This is a genomic window from Pauljensenia sp. 27098_8_83 (assembly GCF_041432695.1).
GTDB lineage: Bacteria > Actinomycetota > Actinomycetes > Actinomycetales > Actinomycetaceae > Pauljensenia.
Map to the genome: position 1 here is coordinate 44,495 of NZ_JAPWAD010000004.1, position 22,973 is coordinate 67,467.

General features: G+C 65.7%; 20 protein-coding genes. 10 read left to right on the top strand and 10 right to left on the bottom strand.

The genetic code is table 11. The annotated features are described in order from the left end of the window. Nucleotides 1–9: 9 nt before the first annotated feature. Nucleotides 10–3,432 carry an ATP-binding cassette domain-containing protein gene (locus tag O3656_RS02805; protein WP_500062538.1) on the bottom strand — a complete coding sequence of 1,141 codons (3,423 nt, stop codon included), beginning with the start codon at nucleotides 3,430–3,432 and terminating at the stop codon, nucleotides 10–12. A 217-nt stretch (nucleotides 3,433–3,649) separates the two neighbouring features. Between O3656_RS02805 and O3656_RS02810 the strand changes: the two genes are divergently transcribed. Continuing rightward, nucleotides 3,650–4,222 (top strand): GNAT family N-acetyltransferase, encoded by a 573-nt coding sequence (locus O3656_RS02810; RefSeq protein ID WP_500062539.1) that lies wholly within the window; start codon nucleotides 3,650–3,652, stop codon nucleotides 4,220–4,222. A gap of 11 nt (nucleotides 4,223–4,233) precedes the next feature. Here O3656_RS02810 and O3656_RS02815 read toward each other — a convergent pair whose 3' ends face one another. Further along, nucleotides 4,234–6,105 (bottom strand): cation:proton antiporter, encoded by a 1,872-nt coding sequence (locus O3656_RS02815; RefSeq protein ID WP_500062590.1) that lies wholly within the window; start codon nucleotides 6,103–6,105, stop codon nucleotides 4,234–4,236. 218 nt (nucleotides 6,106–6,323) lie between these two features. Between O3656_RS02815 and O3656_RS02820 the strand changes: the two genes are divergently transcribed. Both O3656_RS02820 and O3656_RS02825 read left to right on the top strand, forming a co-directional pair. After that, nucleotides 6,324–6,917: a protoglobin domain-containing protein gene (locus O3656_RS02820; RefSeq protein WP_009055343.1), complete on the top strand. Its 594-nt coding sequence runs from the start codon at nucleotides 6,324–6,326 to the stop codon at nucleotides 6,915–6,917. Further along, nucleotides 6,886–7,491 carry a methylated-DNA--[protein]-cysteine S-methyltransferase gene (locus O3656_RS02825; protein ID WP_500062540.1) on the top strand — a complete coding sequence of 202 codons (606 nt, stop codon included), beginning with the start codon at nucleotides 6,886–6,888 and terminating at the stop codon, nucleotides 7,489–7,491. The genes O3656_RS02820 and O3656_RS02825 overlap by 32 nt, the downstream gene beginning before the upstream one ends. 1 nt (nucleotide 7,492) lies before the next feature. Here the strand turns inward: O3656_RS02825 and O3656_RS02830 are convergent, their stop codons facing one another. Continuing rightward, nucleotides 7,493–8,815 carry a YkvI family membrane protein gene (locus O3656_RS02830; protein WP_500062541.1) on the bottom strand — a complete coding sequence of 441 codons (1,323 nt, stop codon included), beginning with the start codon at nucleotides 8,813–8,815 and terminating at the stop codon, nucleotides 7,493–7,495. A gap of 152 nt (nucleotides 8,816–8,967) precedes the next feature. Here O3656_RS02830 and O3656_RS02835 point away from each other — a divergent pair, with 152 nt between their 5' ends. Both O3656_RS02835 and O3656_RS02840 read left to right on the top strand, forming a co-directional pair. After that, complete coding sequence (locus O3656_RS02835; RefSeq protein WP_285098566.1) at nucleotides 8,968–9,231, top strand: type II toxin-antitoxin system prevent-host-death family antitoxin; 264 nt, start codon at nucleotides 8,968–8,970, stop codon at nucleotides 9,229–9,231. A gap of 2 nt (nucleotides 9,232–9,233) precedes the next feature. Continuing rightward, entirely contained in the window at nucleotides 9,234–9,491 is a 258-nt protein-coding gene (locus tag O3656_RS02840) for a type II toxin-antitoxin system RelE family toxin (protein ID WP_256126674.1), read from the top strand. Nucleotides 9,492–9,493: 2 nt separating this feature from the next. Here the strand turns inward: O3656_RS02840 and O3656_RS02845 are convergent, their stop codons facing one another. Further along, a complete protein-coding gene (locus O3656_RS02845) occupies nucleotides 9,494–10,216 on the bottom strand; it encodes a nitroreductase (RefSeq protein ID WP_500062542.1) in 723 nt (240 codons plus the stop codon). Nucleotides 10,217–10,303: 87 nt separating this feature from the next. Continuing rightward, complete coding sequence (locus O3656_RS02850; protein ID WP_500062543.1) at nucleotides 10,304–11,053, bottom strand: Fic family protein; 750 nt, start codon at nucleotides 11,051–11,053, stop codon at nucleotides 10,304–10,306. 83 nt (nucleotides 11,054–11,136) lie between these two features. Between O3656_RS02850 and O3656_RS02855 the strand changes: the two genes are divergently transcribed. Further along, nucleotides 11,137–11,958 (top strand): class I SAM-dependent methyltransferase, encoded by an 822-nt coding sequence (locus O3656_RS02855; protein ID WP_500062544.1) that lies wholly within the window; start codon nucleotides 11,137–11,139, stop codon nucleotides 11,956–11,958. A 33-nt stretch (nucleotides 11,959–11,991) separates the two neighbouring features. Here O3656_RS02855 and arfB read toward each other — a convergent pair whose 3' ends face one another. The 3 genes from arfB to O3656_RS02870 are packed head-to-tail and all read right to left on the bottom strand — an operon-like array spanning nucleotide 11,992 to nucleotide 15,490. Then, complete coding sequence (gene arfB / locus O3656_RS02860) at nucleotides 11,992–12,432, bottom strand: alternative ribosome rescue aminoacyl-tRNA hydrolase ArfB (protein WP_500062545.1); 441 nt, start codon at nucleotides 12,430–12,432, stop codon at nucleotides 11,992–11,994. Nucleotides 12,433–12,464: 32 nt separating this feature from the next. Next, complete coding sequence (locus O3656_RS02865; RefSeq protein ID WP_285098578.1) at nucleotides 12,465–13,064, bottom strand: uracil-DNA glycosylase family protein; 600 nt, start codon at nucleotides 13,062–13,064, stop codon at nucleotides 12,465–12,467. Between the two features lie 59 nt (nucleotides 13,065–13,123). Then, nucleotides 13,124–15,490 (bottom strand): hypothetical protein, encoded by a 2,367-nt coding sequence (locus O3656_RS02870; protein ID WP_500062547.1) that lies wholly within the window; start codon nucleotides 15,488–15,490, stop codon nucleotides 13,124–13,126. Nucleotides 15,491–15,893: 403 nt separating this feature from the next. On the opposite strand from O3656_RS02870, the gene O3656_RS02875 reads away from it, so the two are divergent. Further along, nucleotides 15,894–16,901, top strand: coding sequence for an alpha/beta hydrolase (locus O3656_RS02875; RefSeq protein ID WP_500062548.1), 1,008 nt, complete (start codon nucleotides 15,894–15,896; stop codon nucleotides 16,899–16,901). A 98-nt stretch (nucleotides 16,902–16,999) separates the two neighbouring features. On the opposite strand, the gene hemQ is transcribed toward O3656_RS02875, so the two are convergent. After that, nucleotides 17,000–19,204: a hydrogen peroxide-dependent heme synthase gene (gene hemQ / locus O3656_RS02880; protein WP_500062549.1), complete on the bottom strand. Its 2,205-nt coding sequence runs from the start codon at nucleotides 19,202–19,204 to the stop codon at nucleotides 17,000–17,002. Nucleotides 19,205–19,407: 203 nt separating this feature from the next. On the opposite strand from hemQ, the gene O3656_RS02885 reads away from it, so the two are divergent. The 3 genes from O3656_RS02885 to O3656_RS02895 are packed head-to-tail and all read left to right on the top strand — an operon-like array spanning nucleotide 19,408 to nucleotide 21,818. Beyond that, nucleotides 19,408–20,331: an ABC transporter ATP-binding protein gene (locus O3656_RS02885; protein WP_500062550.1), complete on the top strand. Its 924-nt coding sequence runs from the start codon at nucleotides 19,408–19,410 to the stop codon at nucleotides 20,329–20,331. Further along, nucleotides 20,318–21,079: an ABC transporter permease gene (locus O3656_RS02890; RefSeq protein WP_500062551.1), complete on the top strand. Its 762-nt coding sequence runs from the start codon at nucleotides 20,318–20,320 to the stop codon at nucleotides 21,077–21,079. The genes O3656_RS02885 and O3656_RS02890 overlap by 14 nt, the downstream gene beginning before the upstream one ends. Nucleotides 21,080–21,101: 22 nt before the next feature. Next, nucleotides 21,102–21,818 carry a TetR/AcrR family transcriptional regulator gene (locus O3656_RS02895; RefSeq protein ID WP_500062552.1) on the top strand — a complete coding sequence of 239 codons (717 nt, stop codon included), beginning with the start codon at nucleotides 21,102–21,104 and terminating at the stop codon, nucleotides 21,816–21,818. A 2-nt stretch (nucleotides 21,819–21,820) separates the two neighbouring features. Here O3656_RS02895 and O3656_RS02900 read toward each other — a convergent pair whose 3' ends face one another. Then, nucleotides 21,821–22,954, bottom strand: a complete 1,134-nt coding sequence (locus O3656_RS02900) for a glycosyltransferase (protein WP_500062591.1) — start codon at nucleotides 22,952–22,954, stop codon at nucleotides 21,821–21,823. Nucleotides 22,955–22,973 lie beyond the last annotated feature (19 nt).

The following is a 22,973-nucleotide window of genomic DNA, read 5'->3' on the forward strand; positions in this document are numbered from 1 at the left end:
CCGCGTGTCTCACTCGGAGCGCAGGGCCTCGACCGGGTCCTGACGCGAGGCGCGTGAGGCCGGGATGATACCGGCGATGACGGTCAGGCCGACGGAGACGCCGATCAGGACGAGCGCCGTGACGGGCGAGAGCTGGGCGATGTTGTCCACGTTGAAGGAGGAGTGAGCGATACCGTTGGCGATCGCGCACAGCCCGTACGTCACGCCCACGCCCATCACACCGGCCAACAGACCTTCGATGACGGTCTCGGCGTTGAAGACGCGCGACACGTCGCCCTTCGAGGCACCGATCGACCGCAGGATACCGATTTCCTTGCGGCGCTCGAGCACCGAAATGTAGGTGATGATCGCGATCATGATCGAGGAGACCACGAGAGAGATCGACACGAAGGCGATGAGCAGCCAGGAGATGATGTCGACGATCTTGGTCACCGAGCTCATGAGCGCACCCATGACGTCGGAGTAGGTGATGACCTTATCGGTCGCGCCCGCCGCCTTGTTGTCGGCGTTGTAGGCGTCGAGGGCGGCCTTCACCTTGTCCTTGTCCGCAAAGGACTTGGGGTAGATGGAGATGTTCGACGGAGAAGCAATGTCCGCCCAGCCCAGGTTCCTCAGGTTCGTCTCCAGGGTCGGCACGTTCGTGGAGAACATGGTCGCCATGAGGGCCGCGAGGGACTTCTCGTCCAGGTTGGAGTGGAAAGCATCGGCGAACGCCTGCGGGTCCATGGAGAAGGCGCTCGACATGTTGGTGGCGAACTGCTCCATGGTGGCGCCAATCTGGTTGCCGATCGTGGTCGACAGCTGCGTCATCATCGAGGTCATCGCGTTGGTCATTGCTTCCTGCATGACCTGGCCGATGACGGCGCTCACCCCCTTCGTGAGGGTGGTGCCCAGCTGGGCGGCGATCTGCGCGGAGATCGCATTCATGACCTGGGTGGACACGTCGGTGCCGATCTGGGCCAGGGCTGGATCGTCCCCGAGGGCCTTCGTCAGGTTCGCGGCGAGTTTCTGGGAGTCGACGACCTGGTCGGAGGAGACGGCCGCTCGCAGCTGCTCCATCACCTGGGGCTGGGAGAAATAGGCCGAGGCCAGGGTCGCGAAGTCCGTCGAGCCTCCCGCCTCGATCTGCTCGCGGGCGTAGTCCTGGAACCCCTGGGCGATCTGGGACGCCTGCGCGCTCAGGTAGTCGGCGGCGCCATCCTTGACGGCACCGTCGGCCAGGGCCGAGCGAATAATCGTCGGGAAGTCCACGTTGGCCAGCTGCGGCAGGTCCTTGCTCAGCTCCCCGAAGTCGAGGCCGGACAGATTAAAGGTCATGCCCGACTGGGCACCGGACTGTGCGCCTGACTGTGCGGCGAGGGCCGACAGGTCGATGGTGGACAGGTCCAGGCCCGACATGTCGAGGTTCGAAAAATCGAGGCCGGACAGGTCCATGCCGGAAAAATCGAGGCCCGACAGGTCCATCTGCATCTTCTCGGGGTCGATCTGGAAGGCAGCGGAAAGCTTGGACTCGTCCACCGTGAACAGGGAGGACATGTCGAAGCCGCCGGACTGGCTCTTCTGATTGTCCGCCAGTTCCTTGAAGGTCTTGCCAGTGAACACGTCGACGTCGGGCTTGGCTCGCTGCGCCTTGACGATCGGGCTGGCGGCCGCCTCCTCGATGATCTGGTAGGTCAGGGCAGGCGTGTAGGCGATGCCCTGACGCAGGGCGCCGCCCTTGTCGGAGTTGGGCTTGACGATGCCGGAGATCGTCAGCTGCTGGCCACCATCCACGAGCTTCTTCATGAAGTCCGAGTCGGAGGAGCGGTCGGTCCACACCTTGTAGGTGTCGTCCCACGTGTACTTGTCGAAGGCGTTGACGCGGCGGAAGGTGGTGCCCAGGATCGTAGAGTAGTCGTAGGTGGCGGTGCTCGCCCCCGACTGGGTGCCCGACTGCGCGCCGGACTGGCTCTTGCCCGTGAGAGCGCCCTGATAGTACTGACGCATCAGGTCATCGAATTCCTTGTGGTTCTTCAGGCCAAGCGTGTATTCGAAGAGGTTGGGGATATTGCCGTCCTCGTCGAGGACGAGGACCACCTGGTTCGCGCCGGTCGGCCAGGAGCCGGCGACCACGTCGTACGCGGAGGTGTACAGCGAGGTCGTGGCGGGCATCTGGTAGAAGGCGTTGGTGACCATCATCGAGGAGAATGCCCCCGATCCGAAGCCTGTCTCCATCTGCTTCATCGACTGGTCGGGGCTAACCTGCACGGTCTCCTTGGACGTGTCGGACTGGTAGATCTGCGGGACGATGTCGTAGTCGTATTCGATCGCGTTGACCATCGAGTTGATGTCGCCGCCGTTGTTGTCCAGATAGGTTTTCAGCGAGGCCAGGTCGTTCGTCTTCGCGTCGCGGATCGTGTCGGCGAAGGTGCGCAGCTTGGAGACGCCGACCTTGCCGTCGGGCGCGGGCTTGGAGTCCTGGGAGTCCGAGGCCGACACGGACAGCGCGGCGGTCATGTCGATGCCGGTCTTTTGGATTGTCAGCGGATACGCGCCCAGCGTCTCTTCTTCGGTCTTGGCGATGTATGCGTTCGTGCCGTTGGCCAGCGCGAGGATCGCGGCGATGCCGATGATGCCGATGGACCCCGCGAAGGAGGTCATGAGGGTGCGGCCCTTCTTCGTCATCAGATTATTGAAGGAGAGGGACAGGGCCGTCAGGAAGCCCATCGACGTGCGACGCGCGGGCTTGGCCTCGCGCCGGTCTTCGGCGGCGGGCACGAAGGGGTCGGAGTCGTCGACGATGCAGCCGTCGGCCAGCTCGACGATACGAGTCGCGTACTGGTGGGCCAGCTCGGGGTTGTGCGTGACCATGATGACGAGGCGGTCGCGGGCCACGTCGCGCAGCAGGTCCATGACCTGCACGCTCGTCTTGGAGTCGAGGGCGCCGGTCGGTTCGTCTGCCAGCAGGATCTCGGGGTCGTTGATGAGGGCGCGCGCGATGGCGACGCGCTGCATCTGGCCGCCCGACATCTGCGAGGGCTTCTTGTTGACGTGGTCCTTCAGGCCGACGCGTTCAAGAGCGTCGAGGGCGCGCTTGCGGCGCTCGGAGCGGGAGACACCCGAGAGGGTCAGGGCCAGCTCGACGTTCGCGAGAACGCTCTGGTGCGGGATCAGGTTGTAGGCCTGGAAAACGAAGCCAATGCGGTTGTTGCGGTAGGCATCCCAGTCGCGCGCCTTGTAGTTCTTCGTCGAAATACCGTCGATGACGAGGTCGCCGCTCTGGAAACGATCGAGCCCACCGATGACGTTGAGCATCGTCGTCTTGCCGGAGCCAGACTGGCCCAGCACGGCCACAAACTCGTTGTCGCGGAACGCCACGGAGACCTTGTTGAGCGCCACCTGCACGAGGTTGGCGGTCTGGTAGGCCTTGACGATCTCCTTGAGCTCTAGCACGCTTCATCCTCACATCTGCTGTTGATTGTGCCTACAAGTCTAGGCGAGCGGGCGCTCGGCCCGACAGCCGCTGTTCACCCACTGGGCCCTGATCGTCCCCTGACCCGACCCTGACGACAGTTCCGCACGCCACAGTCCCTTGGTCGAAACCCCGCCCCGGCCTCGTTCATCGGGCCCACTCCCTGGAGGCAACAGACCAAGCGAGTAGACTGGTTCCATGACCGACCTCACCCAGATTCCCGTGCCCAACGAGGGTCCGATCGCCGACAAAGTTACGGAAATCTACGAGCGGTCCTTCCCGCCGGAGGAACAGGTCCCCCTTCCCGAGCTGGCGCAGAGCGCCATGCGCGACGAGGTCGATTTCCTTGCCTGGATCGATCCGTCCCTCCCCGCGGGCGAGGACGGGGCCGGCAACGTGGTCGCCCTGACGTTCTCCTTCGCTTTCCCCGACCTGTTCTACCTGGGCTTCCTCGCGGTGGACGGTCGCACGCGCAGCGCAGGCTACGGCTCGCGCATCCTCACCCGCTTCCGCGAGCGCTACGGCGACGTGCCGCAGCTGCTCGAGATCGAGCCCCTCATTCGCGAGGCCGGGAACTACCAGCAGCGCGTGCGACGCCTGGCGTTCTACGAGCGCAACGGCTTTACGGTGACGAACATGCTCACGCACGAGGCCGGCCAGACCTACCGCGTCCTGGCGCGCGACGGCGTCGTCACCCCGCAGCGCCTGGAGGAGGCCCTCAACTCGGTGAGCGAGAACCCGGCTTACGCCTCGCGAGTGACGACGGACTGACGTCTGCACGCTCAGTGGCCGACGCCGCCGCTGGAGACCAGGAGGATCTCCTCGTTGTCGAGTCGCGCGAGAGCGCCTTCCAGTGCCGCCGAGGAGAAGATGCCCTCGTCGCGGGCTTGCAGGAGCGCGTCACGCTGGGCGTGGATCGCCTCCAGCGCCAGTTCACGGATCTGGTCGCGCGTGAAGGAGCGCTCAACCTCTTCCTCGCTCATGTCGACGGTATCGCGCGCCTCGTCATCACCATCACCGGCTGCGTCCTGGAGGACGTCCGTGAGGACACGATCCGCGGCGCGCCCCACCCGCGCATGCTCGTCTATCGCCTCGTCAGTGAGCGCATGTCCCAGCCGGGACAGTGTGCGCGAGACGCCGGCGGAGAGCAGGGTCTGGCCGTCGACCTCGTGGATCGCCTGGGCGAGGGCCGTGTCAACCAGCGCGGAACCCATCACCTTCAGGAGCTTGCCGCGCTCCTCCTCTGAGATATCGCCCGTCGCCATCTTCGGCTTGACGATGCGGATGAGGGCGGGCAAGGTCAGACCCTGGATGACGAGAGCGCCGGCCGCGATGAACAGCGCGATCGAAAGCAGGAACGCACGCATCGGGGCGTGCGTCGAGATTGTCTGCGCGGCCGCCAGGGTGATGGCACCACGCATACCCGCCCACACGATGACGCTGCCCTCGCGCGGACCCAGCGGCTCGTTCTCGAAGTAATCCAGGTCGGAACCGCGCATGGCGTTGCGGCGCGCGCGCCGCTTGAGGCGTCGGCGATAGTGGGCGAGCGCGTTCTCCCAGTGCTCGGGGCTCAGGTCGCGGGCCTCGAGCATGTCAGCGTCGACTTCACTCGCCTCGTGCATGCGCTTTTCGAAGCGTTCGATGCGCGCGGCCTCGGCCTCGTAGCGGCGCTGACGGCGCTTGTGCCGGTGGTCCAGCCAGGCGAGCATGAACGCGATGAACACGGCGCGAATCACCATGATGAGCGCGCCGAGCGTGACGGCGAGGAACGCGGCGAAGGCCAGACCTCCGGAGAACGCGGCGGTCTCCTCGACGATGCCGAAGGCCTGCAGGCCCATCGTCAGGAAGATCCCGCTCTCCAGGACGAGGGTCATGGTCTGCCAGTTCTGCTGAGAGAAACGTCGGTTCGTCGCCGAGATCGTGGCGGCGCGTCGGCGCGAGACGACGAGGCCGGCGACGACGGCCGCGACGAGGCCGGATCCTCCCAGGTGCTCGGCGGGGACCGATGCGATGAAGGGCATCGCGAAGGAGAAAACCGTGTCGGCCGAGGGATCCTTGATGAGGGCGCGCAGACGCACGCCGACCTCGCCGACGACCCAGCCGATGGCGGCCGCGATACCGAGCGCAAGGGCGACCTTGCCGAAGAGCAGACCCGGGTTGAGCGCATGCTCGTCGGCCGCCAGGCCGGCGCTCATCGCTGCGGAGAGCATGACCAGCGAGGTCGCGTCGTTAAAGAGCCCCTCGCCTTCGAGGACCGTAATGATGCGGTGGGAGACGCCGGAACGTTTCGCAATCGAGACGGCGACCGCATCCGTCGGTGACAGCACCGCCCCCAGGGCGACGCCCCAGGGCAGGGAGATGGCGGGAACCAGCCAGTTGATGACGAAGCCGACCGCGAAGGCGGACAGGAACACGAGGGGAATCGCGAGCATCGCGACGGCCTGCATCTCGCGCCGGAAGTCCATGGTCGGCATACGCACGGCCGCCGAGAACAGCAGCGGCGGCAGCACGATCTCAAGGATGAGATGCGGCTCAATCTCGATGGCCCCCACCTGCGGCAGAAACCCGATCGCCAAGCCGACGACCAGCAGGATCAGGGGGGATGCCACGCGCACCTTGGGCGCGATGAATTGGCATGCCACGATGATGAGCATTCCGGCCACGGCAATAAGAAGGGGTTCCACAGGTCAATTGTATTGCGAGCAACCCCACCAGCGCCGTTGCCATCTCACTACAGCGGCTACGCGCGCCGCGAACTCGCGCGGCGTACCACGCCCCGCCCGCATGGCCTCGACACCATCCCCGAATGTCCAACAGATCCACATGAGCAGAGCACGTTGTACAATCGACGCATCGTTTCAAGGAGGTTCTCATGACCGCTTACAACCACTCGTCGGGGTACACCTACGGCACCGATGCCGTCCCCACATCCCCGCTCACACTCGAGGATCTACGCCAGATCGAGGCCGCCGCACACGTCCAGCCCGGTGACGCAGAGCTGCTCTCACGAGCAGAACCCATCCTGGCGCCACACGCTATGGAAATGGTCGACACGTGGCGCGGAATTCTGGCTCAAAAGACGTATCTGGCAGCACATTCCGCGCACCCGGACGGGCAGCCAAACCCCGAGTACGCGCAGGCGTCAAAGCCGCGCTTCGCCCAGTGGATCATCGACATGTGCACGCGCGAGCGTGACCAGGCGTGGTTGGACTACCAGTACCTGATCGGCGCACGGCACATGTCCGCAGCGAAGAACGCGGCGGATGGGGCGGACTCGACACCATTCGTGCCCCTGCGCTACGTGCTCGCCTTCATCGCGCCCACTGTGGAGGTCGGTCACCGTCTCCTCGCGGAGGGCTTCGAGGGTGACGAACTGAGCGCCGTCCGTGATGCCTGGACTCGCGCTGTGACTGTCGCCGTGACAGTGTGGGCGTATGCCTACCGAGAGCACCCCGAGCAGTTCTGATCCGGCACTCGCCACCTACGACTCCCCCATCGGCAGCCTCACGCTGGCCGCGCGGGGCGGTGCGCTCATCGGCTTGTGGGGGGCCGGGCAGCGTTTCTTCGGCTCCCCCTACGGCATCGACGAGGCCGTGGCGCGCTCCGCGCTCAACCTAACCTCGCCCGTTTCCCGGGATGTTATCCTCGCCGAGGCCGGGTGGGGCGAGGCGGACGCGCGGGCTCTGGGCGCGGCGATGTCCTGGCTCGACGGATACTTCGCGGGCGAGGCCCCCTCCCCCGCCGCCGTCCCCCTCGCGAGCGCGGGCACGGACTTTCAACAGCGCGTGTGGGACGCGATGGACGCGATCCCCTACGGCGCGACGCGCACGTACGGGCAGATCGTCGCCCAGCTGCGGTGCGCGGGCATCGCCGCGTCAGCCCAGTCGGTCGGCGGCGCGGTCGGGCGCAATCCCCTGCTCCTCATCCGTCCCTGCCACAGGGTCGTGGCGGCGGGCGGCCCGGGCGGCTACGCGGCGGGCGGCGACGTGAAAGCCTGGCTGCTCGCGCATGAGGCGGCCACGGCCTCGTCGGTCGGCTGACTCAGCCGTTCGCCCGGTCGGCCTCGATCGCTTCCTCAACCAGGGCCTCGTCGACGGGCAGGGCCGCGCGAGCGTAAGCGGCGGCATCATCCTGGGTGTCCGCGATCTGCTCGGCGATCGAGTCGGCCTCGCGGCGCAGCTCGGCCCCGTCAACGACCGAGGCCTGGGCGAGGGTGCGGGCCTGGGCGCGGTGCTCGTCCGTGTACTCCAGGTCGTCGGCGTGCTTGCGCACGAGGACGCGGATGAGCTTGCGGCGCAGGTTCTCCTCGCGCAGGACGGCGGAGCGCTCGCGCAGCCAGCCGACCGCAAGGACGACGAGGAGGGCGACGCCCAGCCAGCCGATGATCGGGTACATGCCGCCGATCAGCTTCTTGAAGCCCATGAGCGAGGCCGCGTAGCCCACGGCGACGACACCGACGAGGACGATGCGCATGCGAGTGGTCGACCCGCCCGAGAAGCGTCGCGCCGTCGAGTAGAACAGCGAGAAGACCGTGTTGTAGATGAGCGCGAAAATGATGAGCGTGTAGACGAAGGCAAAGGCGGGGTGGATCGCGCGGGCGATCTCGAGGGCGGGAACGTTCACGTCCCAGACGCGATCCATGTTCAGGTACAGGCACAGGGCGTCCGCGCCGATGACGAGAGCGATGATGGTTCCGCCGATGCGCCCGGCGCGGCGGGCCTCGCCGATGCGCAGCACCGAGCCACCGAGCACGAAGGCCATCGCGATGCCGTTGACGACGCACAGCGCGAAGTAGTTGATCGTGGAGAGCCACAGGCCCGGCAGCGCCGGGGTGACCTGGGTGGCGGCGGCGTTGAGTTCGGCGACGCCCGGGTGCGGGGTGGCCAGCGAATAGATGGTGAGGATCGTGATCGCGACGATGATCATGGGCGTGAAGACACCGATCACCTTCATGATCCGGTCGAAGTCCAGGAAGGCCGTGAGAATGACGAGCACCGCGCACAGGGCGCTGCCCGCCCACGCGGGCAGGCCGAACTGCTGCTCGAGGTTCGCGCCCGCGCCCGCGAGCATCACGAATCCCATCGCGAAGCCCGAGAAGACGAGCACGACGTCGATGACGCGGCGCAGCGCCGGGTGGGTGATGCGTTCGAAGACCTCGTCGTGGTGGCCGGATCGGTAGTAGGAGCCGAGCTGGAGCGCGACCACGCCGAAGATGACGTTGAGGACGCCCAGGACCGCGATGCCGATCAGGCCCTTCGCACCAAAGGACAGGAAGTACTGGAGCAGGTCCTGGCCACTCGCCAGGCCCGCGCCGATGACGACTCCCACGTAGGCGAAGGCAACAGAGAGGTACTTCTTGGACATAGGGTCCTTCCGATTGCGAACGTTTCACGAGGCCGGGGCCTCGTTCCACGGTAGACGCTCCCCCGGGCGTCAGGTATGTCCGTGGGAAATTGTTCACGCTCACGATGAGTAACAGAGGCGTAAATGTGTACACATTGTACTAAAATGACACTATGAACACACTTGCCACGACACTCTCGACTCGCGAGCTGCGCGCGAACCTCTCCGACGTCCTCGGGAGAGCTTCATACGGCGGCGAGCGTATCGGAGTGACGAAGAACGGCCGCCTCACTGCGATCGTGATCGGCGTCGAGGACCTGCTGGCCTTGGAAGAGCTCGAGGACGCGCGCGACCTCGAAGCCTTCCGCGAGGCGGTTCGCAACGACGACGGGCAGCGCGTCAGCCTGGCAGACCTGCGCGCTGAGCTCAACGACTAGCGATGTACCGCGTCGAATTCACCTCGGCGGCGGCGCGCCAGGTCCGCAAGCTCGATCGCCCGGTGCGCGCACGCCTGCTCGATGCCATCGAATCGCTCGCCACTTCTCCTCGCCCCGACGGAGTCAAGAAGCTCGCGAGCACGGAGAACGCGTGGCGTATCCGCGTCGGCGACTACCGGATCATCTACTCAATCGAGGACGACGTCCTGGTCGTGACGGTCGTGCGCGTGGCACACCGCCGCGAGGTGTATCGCTCGTAGCGTCACTTGCCTTCGAGGAGCTGGATCGGCGGGCGCGGGGCCTGCATCGCGTTGATCGGGGCCTCGGGATCCGCGTAACCGAGCGCAAAACCCGTGATAAGCCGGTAGCCCTCGGGGATCTCAAACTCGGCTTCGACGGGCTCGCGCCAGATGGCAAGGAAGCCGATCGGGCACGAGTCAACGCCGCGCGACTTGGCGGACAAGAACAGGGTTTGGAGCATGAGGCCAGCGTCCATGGCGCTCCAGGGCAGCATGTCCTCGTGGACGAAGACGAAACCCATGACGGGCGCATCGAATGCCGTGACGTTGCGGCGGTTGACACGGTTGCGCCCCTCGATGTCGGCGCGCTCGATGCCGTGGATGCCGTAGAGGAGCTTTGCAACCTCGATCTGGGCGGGTCGCACCTCGTCCGGGTAGCGCTTGCGCACCGGGAAATCACCGTCTGACACGGGGATCTCCACGGTCGGATCCTTGGCCTTGCGGGCGTGGGCCTCGATCTCCTCGTCGAAGAGGCGGCCGTAATGCTCGCGCAGGCGAGCGGCGCGCTCACCCGTGGCCAGGGCGACGCGGAAGGCGCGCGTGTTAGACCAGGACGGCGCGGTCGTCGCATCGGCGAGGATCGCGTCGAGGAGCTCGGCGGGGATCTCCTGGTCTGTAAAGGCGCGCGTCGAGCGGCGCGAGGCGGTCAAGGCGGAAAAGTCGTTCATCTCTGCGTTGAGTGTCATGCAGCCAGGCTAGCCCGGCCTCGTTCCCCGATCCACCCGGCCCACCCACCGGACAGCGACAATTCCTTCCTCGCCGACAACTGATGGCTAGTTGTCCGAACGCTCATAGGGGACCCGGAAGTAATCGAGCATCACCGCGAAACGGTCCTGCGCACTCAGGCACGTATCCATGAGGAAACCATTCTCGTCACCCCACCTCTCCAGACCTCGGTAGTAGAAGGCCTTCAGATCGTCGGTGATGATGAACGGGACGACTCCCGCGGCGAGGCACTGCTGAAGCATGAGGAGCCTACCAACCCGCCCGTTACCATCCTGGAAAGGATGGATGCGTTCGAAGCGCACATGCCAGTCCAGGATCTGCGTGAGAGAATCAACATCGTTGACGCACTCGAACAGAGGCCGCATATGCTCAGCAACATCAGCGGGCGCGCTCGTCTCACGCATTGCGACCTCGTTCGGCAGACGCTTGTAATCGCCGACGGCAAACCAATCAAGATCAGCCTGGATGCTCCCCTGCTTCAGTATGCGATGCAGATCCTTCACATATTCCTCGCCGATAGGAGTTCCGGCGCATTCGATGACGCGATCGATAGCGCGGAAGTGGTTCCGCGCCTCGATAATGTCATCGACTCTCAGGCCCTCGCCGCCAACAGTTGCCGTCTCGAAGATAAGACGGGTCTGTTCCTCGGACAGCTGAGAACCCTCAATGTGATTGGAGTTGTAGGTCATCTCCACCTGTAGGCGGTGGTAGACGCCCCCACGCACACCTGCATCTTTTTCGTCGCGAAGCCGCATCAGCAGCGCCGAACGAGGCGCACCGATCTCAGTTTCGCTCACGACAGGGCCTCCTTTTGCATGACATTATACGTGCAAGACCTCTCGTGAGGCTCATAACAGTAGGCGCATCGGAGGGCCAGCCCATGGCGACACACGACAGCACAATCAACCGGGACTCGCGAGCCTATTGGAATAGACGCGCGGCGACGTTCACGAGAGACGCGACCAGCGACTACGAGCGGTGGCTCATGGATCTGCTCGCGCTCGAGGCGGGCGAGGAGATTCTCGACATGGGATGCGCGACGGGCACGCTCGCCGTCCCCCTCGCCCGCGCCGGGCACCGGGTGCACGGCTGCGACTTCGCCGAGGCGATGCTCGCGATCCTCGACGAGCGCGCGGCAGCAGAGAACCTGCCGATCACCTCCCACCTGCTCGCGTGGGAGGACGATTGGGAGGAAGCGGGCTTGGGTGAAGACAGCGTGGACACCGCTTTCGCCTCGCGTTCCCTCATGAGCGGGGACGTCTTCTCTGCCGTGCGCAAGCTCGATGCGGCGGCACGCTCGCGGGCGGCTGTCGTCGTGCCGGGCAGTCCCCTCCCCTCTCGCGACCCACGCATCCTCACGTACCTGGGGCGCTCAGCGCGTCCCCCGCGCGTCGTCCGCGACGTGACACGAGCGCTCGCTGCCCTGGGACGCGTCCCGGTTTTCGCGACCACGCAGACCTTCCGTCCCATGCGTTTTTCTTCCTTCGACGAGGCACGCGCGGACCTTCGACGTCTAGCTGGCCCCGAGCCGTTCACCGTGCGCGAGCAGCGACTTTTCGACGCGTATGCCGCTCAGCATTTCGCTCGCGAGGACGCCGCTACCACCTCGGAAAAGGCAGGGGAACAATGGGTCCTGGACTACCCTCTGCCCGTCACCTGGGTGTTTATCGGCTGGCGCACCGACGGGAGCGCGTGGGCGTAGGCAGCCCCGGCCTCGTTCTTCAAAGCCGCCTTCTTAGTCCGCGTCCGGGCGGCGCCTGCGCGCCTTGATCTCCGAGCGCCTCTTCTTGTCGGCGAGGCGGCGCAGCTTTGACGCGCGTGTCGGCTTCGTCGCCCGACGAGGCGTGGGCGGGGTGAGCGCTGCACGCAGGACGTGCGCGAGGCGTTCACGCGCGGCGGCGCGGTTGCGGCGCTGAGAACGGTGCTCGGCGGCGGTGATCGTGAGGAGCGTTCCCGTCAGGCGATCCCCGAGAACGGACAGGGCACGCTCGCGCTGCTTCTCGTTCAGAGCGACCGTCGTCGCCAGATCCAGGCTGAGTTGGACGCGCGAATCCGCCGTGTTGACGCCCTGGCCGCCGGGGCCCGAGGCGTGAGAGAAACGCTCGATCAGCTCCCCTGCGGGCACGACGAGGCCGCGCGGGCAGCCGGGCCCGGCGGGAATGCGCAGATCGTCCATGGGACTAGTGTGCACTACCCGCCCGGGCCTCGTTACTTCATCAGCTCAGCAACCCGCTTCTTCAGGTCGGGCAACACGTCAGTGTCGAACCAGGGGTTCTTCTTCATCCACATCTGATTGCGCGGCGAAGGGTGAACCAGCGGGAAGTACGTGGGCAGGTAGTGCTTGTAGTCACGCACGACATCCGTAAGGGAGGCCGAGGACTTCAGGTCCAGGTAGCGCCTGGTCGCGTACGCGCCGACGAGGATCGTCATATCCAGGTGCGGCATGAGCTCGAGCAGGCGCGGATGCCACTTGTCGGCAAAGTCCTTGCGCGGTGCCAAGTCACCGCTCTTACCGGTGCCCGGGAAGTAGAAGTCCATGGGGATGATCGCGAGCTTGCCCGAGTGATAGAACGCGTCGCGGTCGATGCCCATCCAGTCGCGCAGCCGGTCGCCGCTGCGGTCGTTCCACACGATGCCCGTCTCCTCAGCGACGCGCCCGGGCGCCTGGCCGACGATCATGATGCGACAATCGGGGCCCGCGTAGAACAGCGGGTCGATTCCACGCTTCGTAAACGAGGCGTTCTCGGGATCATTTTTGATATCGTCAGCGATTTTCTGGAAGCGCGGATCCGTGATCTCCGGTGTCATACCCCCAGCGTATGCCACGTCCGCAGACAAACCGCTACCAACACGTCGGAGGTCACACGCTAGTCCAAGTCTCCGGCGCGGGCGACATCAGCGCTCGCGCTCGACGCGAGGCCCCCGCTCTCCAGGGCGGCCTCGCGTGCCTTCTTGCCGAGGCGCTCCAACTCGGCCACGGTGTAGCTGAGGTGAGAAACGCCTTCGTTCAGGCCTTGCCTCAGTTTCTTCTCGTCTTTTTCCTTCGCGCCCTTCAGAGCATCAATCGTGCGCTCGTCCGCGTCAATCGCTCGTTCTAAGCGCACCTTCAACTCCTCGATGGCCCTCAGTGCCTGCGCCGGGCTTTCCTCAAGAAGCACCGAACACTGGGCGAGCCACTCGACACACCCCTGCTTCACTCGTTCTGCGTAGTCCTTGCTGAGAGCCTCCACCAGGGCCGCTCCACTCGACGCCGCCGTCAGGCCAAGAACCGCGCCTCCTCCCGTGATGATCGCGGTTCCACCCGCCATACCGAGGCCTCCCGCAGCAAGGGAACCACCGCCTACCCACGCGAGGCTCGCACTCGTCAGCGCAGCACCGCTCAGTCCAACCACGGCCTCGCCGGCTAGGACGGTCGCGATCGCGGGAGCTGCCACGGCCGCCACCCCACCCGTGGCAACGGTTGCAGCCACAGCCGCAGCACCGCGCACCGCCCACTTCGTGTAGGTACCTGAGAGCCACCGGTCGTAGGACGCACGCGCGCTCTTCAGCCGCTTGAGCGTGTCCGAATCGATAACATCCTGGTCGGCGATGAAGACATCGGTGAGCCACGTCTGGGAGAGGGAGAGTTTCTTTTCCGTGGCGTAGGGGCGGTACGCGAGCAATTGCTGGGCAACAGCCAGGCGAATGAGTTCCCCATCCTCCCCTGAGCACACCGCTTCCAACTCGCGGTAGGCATCGGCGGCGTCAAGGAAGTACTCCCCCTGGCTCTCGTCGTGTGCGATACGCTGCCTGCGCACCCAAGCGCCAATCAGCACTTCTTTGCGCTCACGCTGTTTGTCGTTCTTCTCGCGGCGACAGTCGTCCTCGAGCCACAGCATGCGTAGCGACTCGACGACACGCTGAACCTCCTCACCCATGGGCGCATGCACGGCCACATCTGTGCCCATCTTGCTCGCCTGACACCGCTCCCACCACCGTTCGACATCCTCGTAGATGTAGGAGCTGTCTGCCCACAGAGCGAAAGCAAAACGTCCGATCCCGACATAGTTGAGGCGCATGAAGAAAAGCGGGACTGCTCCCACCTCGCCACTCGCAGCCCCCTCGACCGCCGCACGCACAGCTGCGATAGAGGTATTGATGACCACGAAGGAACCGGAGGCAACCGTCAGCATACGCGTCAGCGCCCGGCTATTGAGGGGCAGGAATCGTGAGGGATTAATGCGTCCCAAGTCCTTGACGCTGGACACATCAGCGCGTCTGAGTTCATCGATGAAGCGCGTGATCGTGTAGAAGCCGCGGACAATGCACTCGTTGGCGAGGACGGCGGGAACCTGCGTGAGGATCTGACTCGCCAGGCCAACCTCGGTCCGCAGATCGAAGCGCAGGGGGTTTCCGTCCTGGTCCTTCAGGAGAGTACCGTTGAATGCCTTCGACACCCACTGCGAGAAGGTGGCGACCTTGTCCTCGTGCGCGATAGTCATGTCCCGGAAGAATGGCAGGGCCGAGGCCTCCTTGAGGAAGGAGAGAATCGGGCCAGGAATGCCCGTGCCCGCGCCGGGGGTCGAGCTCGAGCCTGCCATGTCGCTGATGAGGTGGAACACCCATTTGAGGGTTCCATAGAGGAACTTTTCCTCGACATTCCTGCCGAATAGCCTTCGATCCTTCAGAGCCTCGGCAGGCAAGTCAAAGATCGCGAAGCTCCCATCCGTCGTGGTTCCAAACCCTTTGCCGGTGAATTGCATGAGGATGGAGCACACGAGCCCCACGGGCGAGGGATGGTGGGAAAAGTCGCGCAGGTGGTGCTGGAGACCACCACCGAACTCCGGAGTGAGCTTGTCACCAACGAAAGGAGAAGTCTTTTCGAGGAAACGGATCGCGTCTGCGATACTCGGATTTTCCTTCCTGGGATCCAGCCGCTGGGCTACTTCAATGACGATTTTCTCGATTTTTTCGGCCCCGTACTTGCGCGCGTCCGCCAGGTTGAAGTCCTTTTGCCACAGGACACTGAGTGCTCCCATGAGAGTGCCGCTCGCTGCGGCAAAGACGTAATCTCTGGCTTGTGCGGGCGAGGTGTTGGGATCAAATTCGAACGCTTCGACCTCGTCCGCCTCGCCGCCCTCACTCAGGCTGACCTCATACGTCCCCTCGACTCGAACGTCCGTCAGCTGAGGAAGGGGGGTTTCAGAAAACTCCAGGCGCTCGTTGTCGCCACGACGGATCAGGTCCCGGGTCATGTTTGCTCCCATGCAACTCGCGATAGATACCGGGAGACTATCACGGTAACCATCCGCACATGTCGACTCTCACTCAGCACTTCCCTACTCCTCCCCACTCTGCCCCTCCCCCAAATTCCGCACGTAATTCCCCGCGCTCCCATTTCACCAATCCCCCAGAAACCCCGGAATTTCAACGATCACAATTCACATCTTGAAAGATCGGCGAGGGAATTACGTGCGAAATTGGTGGGGAAGGACGTGCGAGGTTCAAGCGAAACGACGAGGGGACAATAAGGGGACGACAAGGGCTAACGACAGGGGGAAGGACCACACCGATTGGTAGCGGCACATCAAGCGGGCATAGAGTGGAGCGCATGAGGACAGCTGAACGCATGACGACGAACGGGCTGAGGCGCAGCCAGTGACAACACGACTCGTACGACAAAACAATAGGTTCCGCATCACCGCCATCATCGCGCTGTGCCTGCTCGCCCTCGCGGGGGTCACGGCGTTCGCGCTCAACCGCTCGGGCAACGGACAGAAAGACCCCACGGCCATTGCCTATGAAGAGGACGAGGACCCCCTGCCCGAGGGCGTCGCCTCACTCATGGACACGGCCAAGTCTCTGCACGGCACGATCGACACGATCACCTACGAGCAGAGCTATGAGGGGACGACTTACACCAAGCAGGCCTACGTGTACGTTCCCGCGTCCTACGCCTCGGACACACCCGCGAACGTCCTCTATCTGACGCACGGCTGGTGGGGGAACGCCGCCGGTCTGGCTGACGGCGTTGCGCCCGTCGTCGACGAGCTGGAGAGCACCGGCAAGGCTGCACCGACGCTGGTCGTTTTCGCGACCTACTATCCGGATCGCTCGTTCGCGACGGATGACTACGAGGAGGACTACACCCTTAATCGCTTCTTCGCGACGAGCGAGATCGATACTCTGATCGACACCGTCGAGTCCCACTACACAACGTTCACCCACGGCGACACCTCCGACCAGTCGCTGCGAGCCTCGCGCAAGCACCGCGCGTTCGGCGGTTTCTCGATGGGCGCGACGACCACGTGGGATGTTTTTGCTTTGCGTCCGCAGTACTTCTACGGGTATATGCCGATGGCCGGTGAGTCGTGGATCGGGCGCGAGGAGGACGCGGATTCCCCGCGCATCGCCGAGCTGGTGACCGCCGGCGTCGAGCGCGCCCACTACGGGCCACGCGACTTCCTCATTCTCGCGTCGGTCGGCTCGGAGGACCCAGCCCTGTGGGATATGACCCCGCAGATTGATGAGCTCCGCGAGGACTATCCCGACGTCATGACCGAGGACAGCCTGCAGCTGTGGATCGACGACGGCGAAACCCACTCAATGACCTCGATCGCCAACCAGGTCGAGCACAACTTACCGCTGCTTTTCCCGGGCAAGTAGGGCGCACCGCCCACGCGGCGTGAGCGCGACACACGCAGCCCCGGCCTCGTTCCTTTTCTCAGGGACGAGGCCGGGGCTGGCTTGCAGATCAGAGGGTCTTATGCGCGGGGCTGGCGCTCCGCCCACTCGCCGAGGCTCACGCGCGGACCCGTGAAGAACGGGGTGTCCTCGCGTACGTAGAGGCGCGCCTCGGTGTAGCGCTGGGCGTGCATGACACCCTCGAGGCGATCCAGGGTGTCGGCCTCGAAAGCGAGCACCCACTCGTAGTCGGAGAAGCCGAAGGCCGACAGGGTTGAGCCCTTGACGTCCGGGTACTGCGCGAAGCCGTTGCGGCCGTGTTCAGCCATGATGCGGGCGCGCTCTTCGGGGGCCTTGAGGTACCAGTCGTAGGAGCGCACGAAGGGGTAGACCATCGCCCAGTCGCGGGGGGCGACGCCGCCGAAGCAGGCGGGAATGTGGCGCTTGTTGAACTCGGCGGGGGTGTGCAGGCCCATGCAGGACCACACCGGGTCGAGGAACTTGCCGAGCGCGCTGGCACGCAGGCGGTGGTAGGCGTCCTGCAGGACCTCGGGGTCGTCGTCGAGCCACCAGACCATCAGGTCCGCCTCGGCGCGGAAGCCGGACACGTCGTAGAAGCCGCGGATTTCCGCTCCCGCGCCCTTCACGTAGTCCAGGGATTCGGCGATGATGCGGCCGCGCTCGCCATCGTCGGCGGGCAGGGACTCACCGAGCGCAAACACGGAGTAGAGGGCATAGTGCTGCTTGTTGTTGACCTCGTCGAAGTCAATATCGGTCGCGTCGCGCGGGTCGGTGACGCGGACGTGAGCGGCATGCGAGTGGGGCGTCGCCTCGGTGCCCGCGTGGCGGGCCTGGTGGCGCGCGGCATGCTCACCGACGCGGTCCGGCACTCCTGCGGGATGTCCCGGGTTTTCCGGGTTCTGCTCGGGCGGCCGGGCGGCGTGGGGATGCGGGGTAGACATGGAGTCCTCCTGGGTTGGGGCTGGTTGACCGGCGGCTCGGGCGGGCGCGCCGGAAGAATGAGGGGCTGTGCCGGGGTGGGTGCTGGCACCAGCGGACGAGGCGTGCCCGGGGCGCGCCGGGGAGAGGCAGCAGTCGCTCGGGCAGACGGTGTGGAAGGGGCCGGTGCCGGTCACGGTGACGGGCGAGGGATTCTCGCCTCGCGCCTGGGCCGCGCGTTCTTCGAGCACGTCGACCAGGGAGGACACGAAGCCCGGGTCGGTGGAGACGGTGTCAGCGCGCTCGTAGGGGATCCCCAGGCGCGCGGCGGTTTCCTTCGCCTCGGTGTCGAGGTCGTAGACGACCTCCATGTGGTCGCAGATGAACCCGATCGGAACGACGACAGTGCCGGTCAGCGGCGTTGTGTCGGCCGCGATCTCCTCGAGGAAATCGTTGATATCGGGCTCGAGCCAGCGGGCCTGCGGGGGTCCGGACCGCGAGCAATAGACGAGGTCGTAGCCCAGATCCGCGCGGCCGAGGACGCGGCGCAGCTCGGGCATGATCGCTTGGATGAGGGCGTGATGCTGGGCGACGTAGCTGATTTCGGTTGCAGGGGTTCCCGTTTGCGACGAGGCCTCACTCCCCCACTGCTCGGCGCGACCGCCCGAGGCCGCCACGGCCTCGTCGATCGAGGGACGGAAGGGGAAGGGCGAGGACCCAGCTTCCATGCTCACGGGGATGGAGTGGGTGACGAAGATCAGACGGATCCCGTCCGCATCGACGCCGCGCGCCGCGAGGGCCTCCCACGCGCGCCGGATGGATGCGATCTGCGCGCTCGCCATGCCGGGGGCCGAGTAGTAGGGGCGGACCTTGTCCAGGATGATGTCGGCGTCGGGGTTGTCGGCACTGTCCTCGGCGCCCAGGACGATGGTGCCCCACTTCTCGCGCAGAGCTTCGGCGGCCTCGGCGAGGTCTTCGCGGTACTGGCGACACCCCGAGTACGAGGCGTAGGCGGAGGTGGGCAGGACGAGGATGCGGCGGGCGCCCGCCTGGGCGAGCTCGTCGAGGCCTTCGGTCACGAAGGGGTGCCAGTTACGGTTTCCCCAACCGACGGGAATGTCGTGCCCACGGCGAGCGAGCTCGGCAGACAAGTCCGCGATCAGGCGCTGGTTGCAGGCATTGATGGGCGAGACGCCGCCGAAGCGCTTGTAGTGCGCAGCGACCTGGAGCAGACGCTCATCCGGGATTCCGCGACCGCGCGTCGCGTTGCGCATAAACGGCAGGACGTCGTCCGGGCCGTTCGGGCCACCGTAGGACAGCAGCATGATCGCGTCGTAGGTATCCATACCTGGCACTTTCAGTCCTCCTTCAGGCCTAGCGTGGACAGTGTAGGGCCGCTTGCCTCCCCCACGCAGCGACAGATTGTCAGAAAAACGCAGCAAATCAGCATTTTTCCCCGGCACACAGCACCGCCTTGCACCCACAAGTTAACACTGTTAACCTTACTCGTGACACAAAGTTAACAGCGTTAACCGATGGGAGATTCACCGTGTCACACCCACACTCACCAGCCCTGGACGCCCGGGGAATCCGCAAGAGCTACGGCTCTCACGAGGTCCTGCGCGGGGTCGACCTGCGCGTCGAACCCGGACAGGTCCTCGGCCTGCTCGGAAGAAACGGGGCAGGCAAGTCCACGCTCATCACGATCCTGAGCGGGCTGCGCCGCGCCGACTCGGGGACCGCATCCATCTGCGGCCACCGCCCCGCATCCGCCGAGGCCGCACGGTCAATCGGGTACGCACCCCAGGAGCTGGGTATCTACCCCGACCTGAGCGTCGCCCAGAATCTGGCGGCCTTCGGCGAACTCAACGGACTCGGCCGACGCGAGGCCGCCTCCCGCGCGGGCGAGGTCATGGAGCTCCTCGGCCTCACAGAGAAACGAGGCCAGCGCGCCTCACACCTGTCGGGCGGACAGCAACGCAGACTCCACGCGGGCATGGCGATCATGCACCGTCCGCGCCTGGTGTTCATGGACGAGCCGACCGTCGGCGCGGACGTGGAGGCGCGCAGCCAGATCCTACGCGCGGTCTGCCAGCTCGCAGACGACGGAGCGGCCGTCGTCTACACCTCGCACTACCTGGCGGAATTCGAGGAGCTCGGCTCCGACATCGCGATCCTGAACGAGGGACGCATCGTCGCGAGCGGCACGCTCGAAGAGATCGTCTCTCGCCACGGTCGGGCCGAGGTCACGCTCGAGTTCGATCGCCCCATCCCCTCGATCGACGGATGGAACACCGACGGCAGGCGCCTGACACTCATCGGGGACGAGGCCGACCCGGGCTCGCGGATCGGCGAAGCCCTGGCCTCGCCCGCCCTCAAAGGCGCGCGCCTGACGGACGTGCGCATCACGCAGGCGAGCCTGCACAACGCGTACCTGCAGATCATCAAGGAGAGTGACCATGTCGCAGCTTAAGCAACTCGGGGCAATGACCCGACTGAACATCCGCCTGCAGCTCACCGACCCGGCACCCACGCTGATCCTGACGGTCATCCCCCTCGTCTTGATTCCCTTCATGATGCCGGCGTTCAAGTCGATGCTTCTGGCCGACGGCTACACGGGCGTCACCGGCGCCGAGCAGGCCGTCCCGTCGATCGCGATCCTCTTCTCGTTCCTGGCCGTGCAGAACATCATCGGCTCGTTCTTCAACGAGCGCTCGTGGGGCACGTGGGAGCGCCTCGCGGCCTCCCCCACCTCGCGCGCGTCCATTCTGACGGGCAAAGCGCTGGTCGCCTTCCTCATGCAGACCGTTCAGATCGCGGTTGTCCTCGCGCTCGGCGCTCTCATTTTCGGCTATCGGCCGACCGGATCCCTCGTCGCACTCGCCGCGATTCTCCTCAGTTTCTCGGCGGTTCTGTCGGCGCTCGGCGTCGCGCTCGCGCTGTGGTCGCGCAGCCGCGACGCGGCCCTGTCGTTGTCGAACATCATCGGCATGCTGGCGGCGGGAATCGGCGGGTCTTTCTCCACGGTCTCCTCGTTCCCCGATTGGGCGCAGCACGCCGCGCGCCTGTCCCCCGCGTACTGGGCGATTACCGCGATTCACGAGGTGAGCCTGGACGGGGCAAGCCTGTCGGACGTCGGGGCGCGGATCGGCGTCCTGTGGGGTTTCTTCGCCGTGATCGCGGGGCTGGCACTGGTACAGTTCCGTTATCACAGGGAGTAACGTCCATCGAAGCGGAGAGTCCATGCCGTCGTCACGCCAGCGCGCACTATCGCGAGACATCATCTTGTCGACCGCGCTCGACCTGGTGGACGAGGAGGGACTCTCCGCTTTGTCTCTGCGGTCCTTGGGAAAGCGCCTCGGCGTCTCCCAGGCCGCCTTTTATCGCCATTTCCCCGACAAGGCGGCGCTCCTGGAGGGCATCGCCGAGCAGGTCTGGCGACTCACGTTCGAGTCCTTCCTGGACCGCGTCGACGACGGAACGGTCGGCGTGGCGGCAACACCGACGAACGAGGCATCGGTACCGACCGAGGGCGCCCCGGCCTCGCCCCTGCTGACCTACATGCGCGCCTACGCGCACTGCCTGGCCTCCACGCTGCGTTCCCACCCGGGCGCGGTCATGCTGCTGCTCACGCACCCGATGTCGACGCCCGAGCAGCTTGCGCTCCTGGCGCGCGTGTTCGTGACGCTCGCACGGCGCGGTTTCACGCCGAACGCGGACATGCTGGGGCTGGTCAACGCCGTGTCGATCTACACGACAGCCTTCGTCGCCGCCGAGGTCGTCCCGCCCGTGGGCGGCTCCCCCGAGCAGCCGGTCGACCTGTCGGCCGCGAGCGCCGCACTCGACCCCGAGGACGCGCAGGCCCTGCGCCCGCTCATCGAGGACCTCCTGGACGGCCGCTACGACTTTAACGCGCAGTTTGAGCGGGGCCTCGAGGCGATCCTGCGCGGCTGGCACTGAGGCTAACGGACCAGTTCCTCAACCTCACGGACGATGCGCGCGGCTCCGCCGAGCGAGGACAGTTCCGCGCGCAGTCCTCGGATTCCCGAGGTCAGGGCGGGTTCATCGACGAGGCGTCGGGCAGCGCGCGCGATGAGCGCCGGCTGGGAAACGCGCACGGTCAGGCCGCAACGCGCGTTTTCCACGGCCTCGGCGTTGAATTGGCGCTCGAAGACGCGCCCCGGGACGATGACCTGCGGGACCCCATAAGACAGGGCGTCCATCATCGAGTTTTGCCCGCCGTGGTGCACGAAGACGCGGGCGCGTGGCAGGAGATCGGCGACGTCGAAGCGGGGCGCGCAGCGCACCGTGTAGTCGCCTGAGGCGTGGATAGCCTCGGGCGCTCCCGCGACGTACACGTCGCATCCGAGGGCTTCGGCGACCTCTCGCCCGGCACGCACGGCCACGCCCGCGGGGACGCTGCCCGCGCCGAGGTAAACGAGGGCGCAGTCGCGAGGCTTACCTGTGGGGGCGGGTGGCTCGTCCAGGAACCCGCAGTAGACAGCCCGCTCCCCTGCCCGCGGTTCCAGGGTCGGGCAGCTCAGGATGAAGCGGCGCCTCATCCCCTCCAGGATTGTCAGGGACGAGGCCGGGGCGGGGATGCCCATCTCGCGCAGCAGGCGTCGAATCCCTGCGGATTTGCGCGGGTTGGAAGCGTAGGAGGGGGTCGTCGGCTGCGAGCCGCTGCCCACGCACGGGATGCCCTCGGCGCGGGCGGCGATGACGGCAGCGAGGCTGAATTCCGAGTAGACGACGTCGGGGCGGATGGCTCGCATATGGGCGCGGAGCGCGTCGACGGCGGCGCGCGTGTAGTGCTCGTCGAGGGCACCGGTCAGCCAGAGGACCTCCTCGAAGCTGCGCACAGGCTTGCGACCCATGAGGCCGAGGCGCGAGGCCAGGGGGAAGGTGTGGCGCGCGATGGCCTCGGGAAGACCGAGAGGCGAGGGCACCGGAATCTCGAGCGTCGGAGCAACGGGATTGGCACAGTTGCCGTCGTCTCCCCACGCGAGCACGACCTCATGGCCAGCGTCGCGGAACGCACGTGCGACGCGCTGCGCGCGCGACCACGGCCCGCCCATCCGCGAGCGCGCCACCATGGGAACGACGAGAACCTTC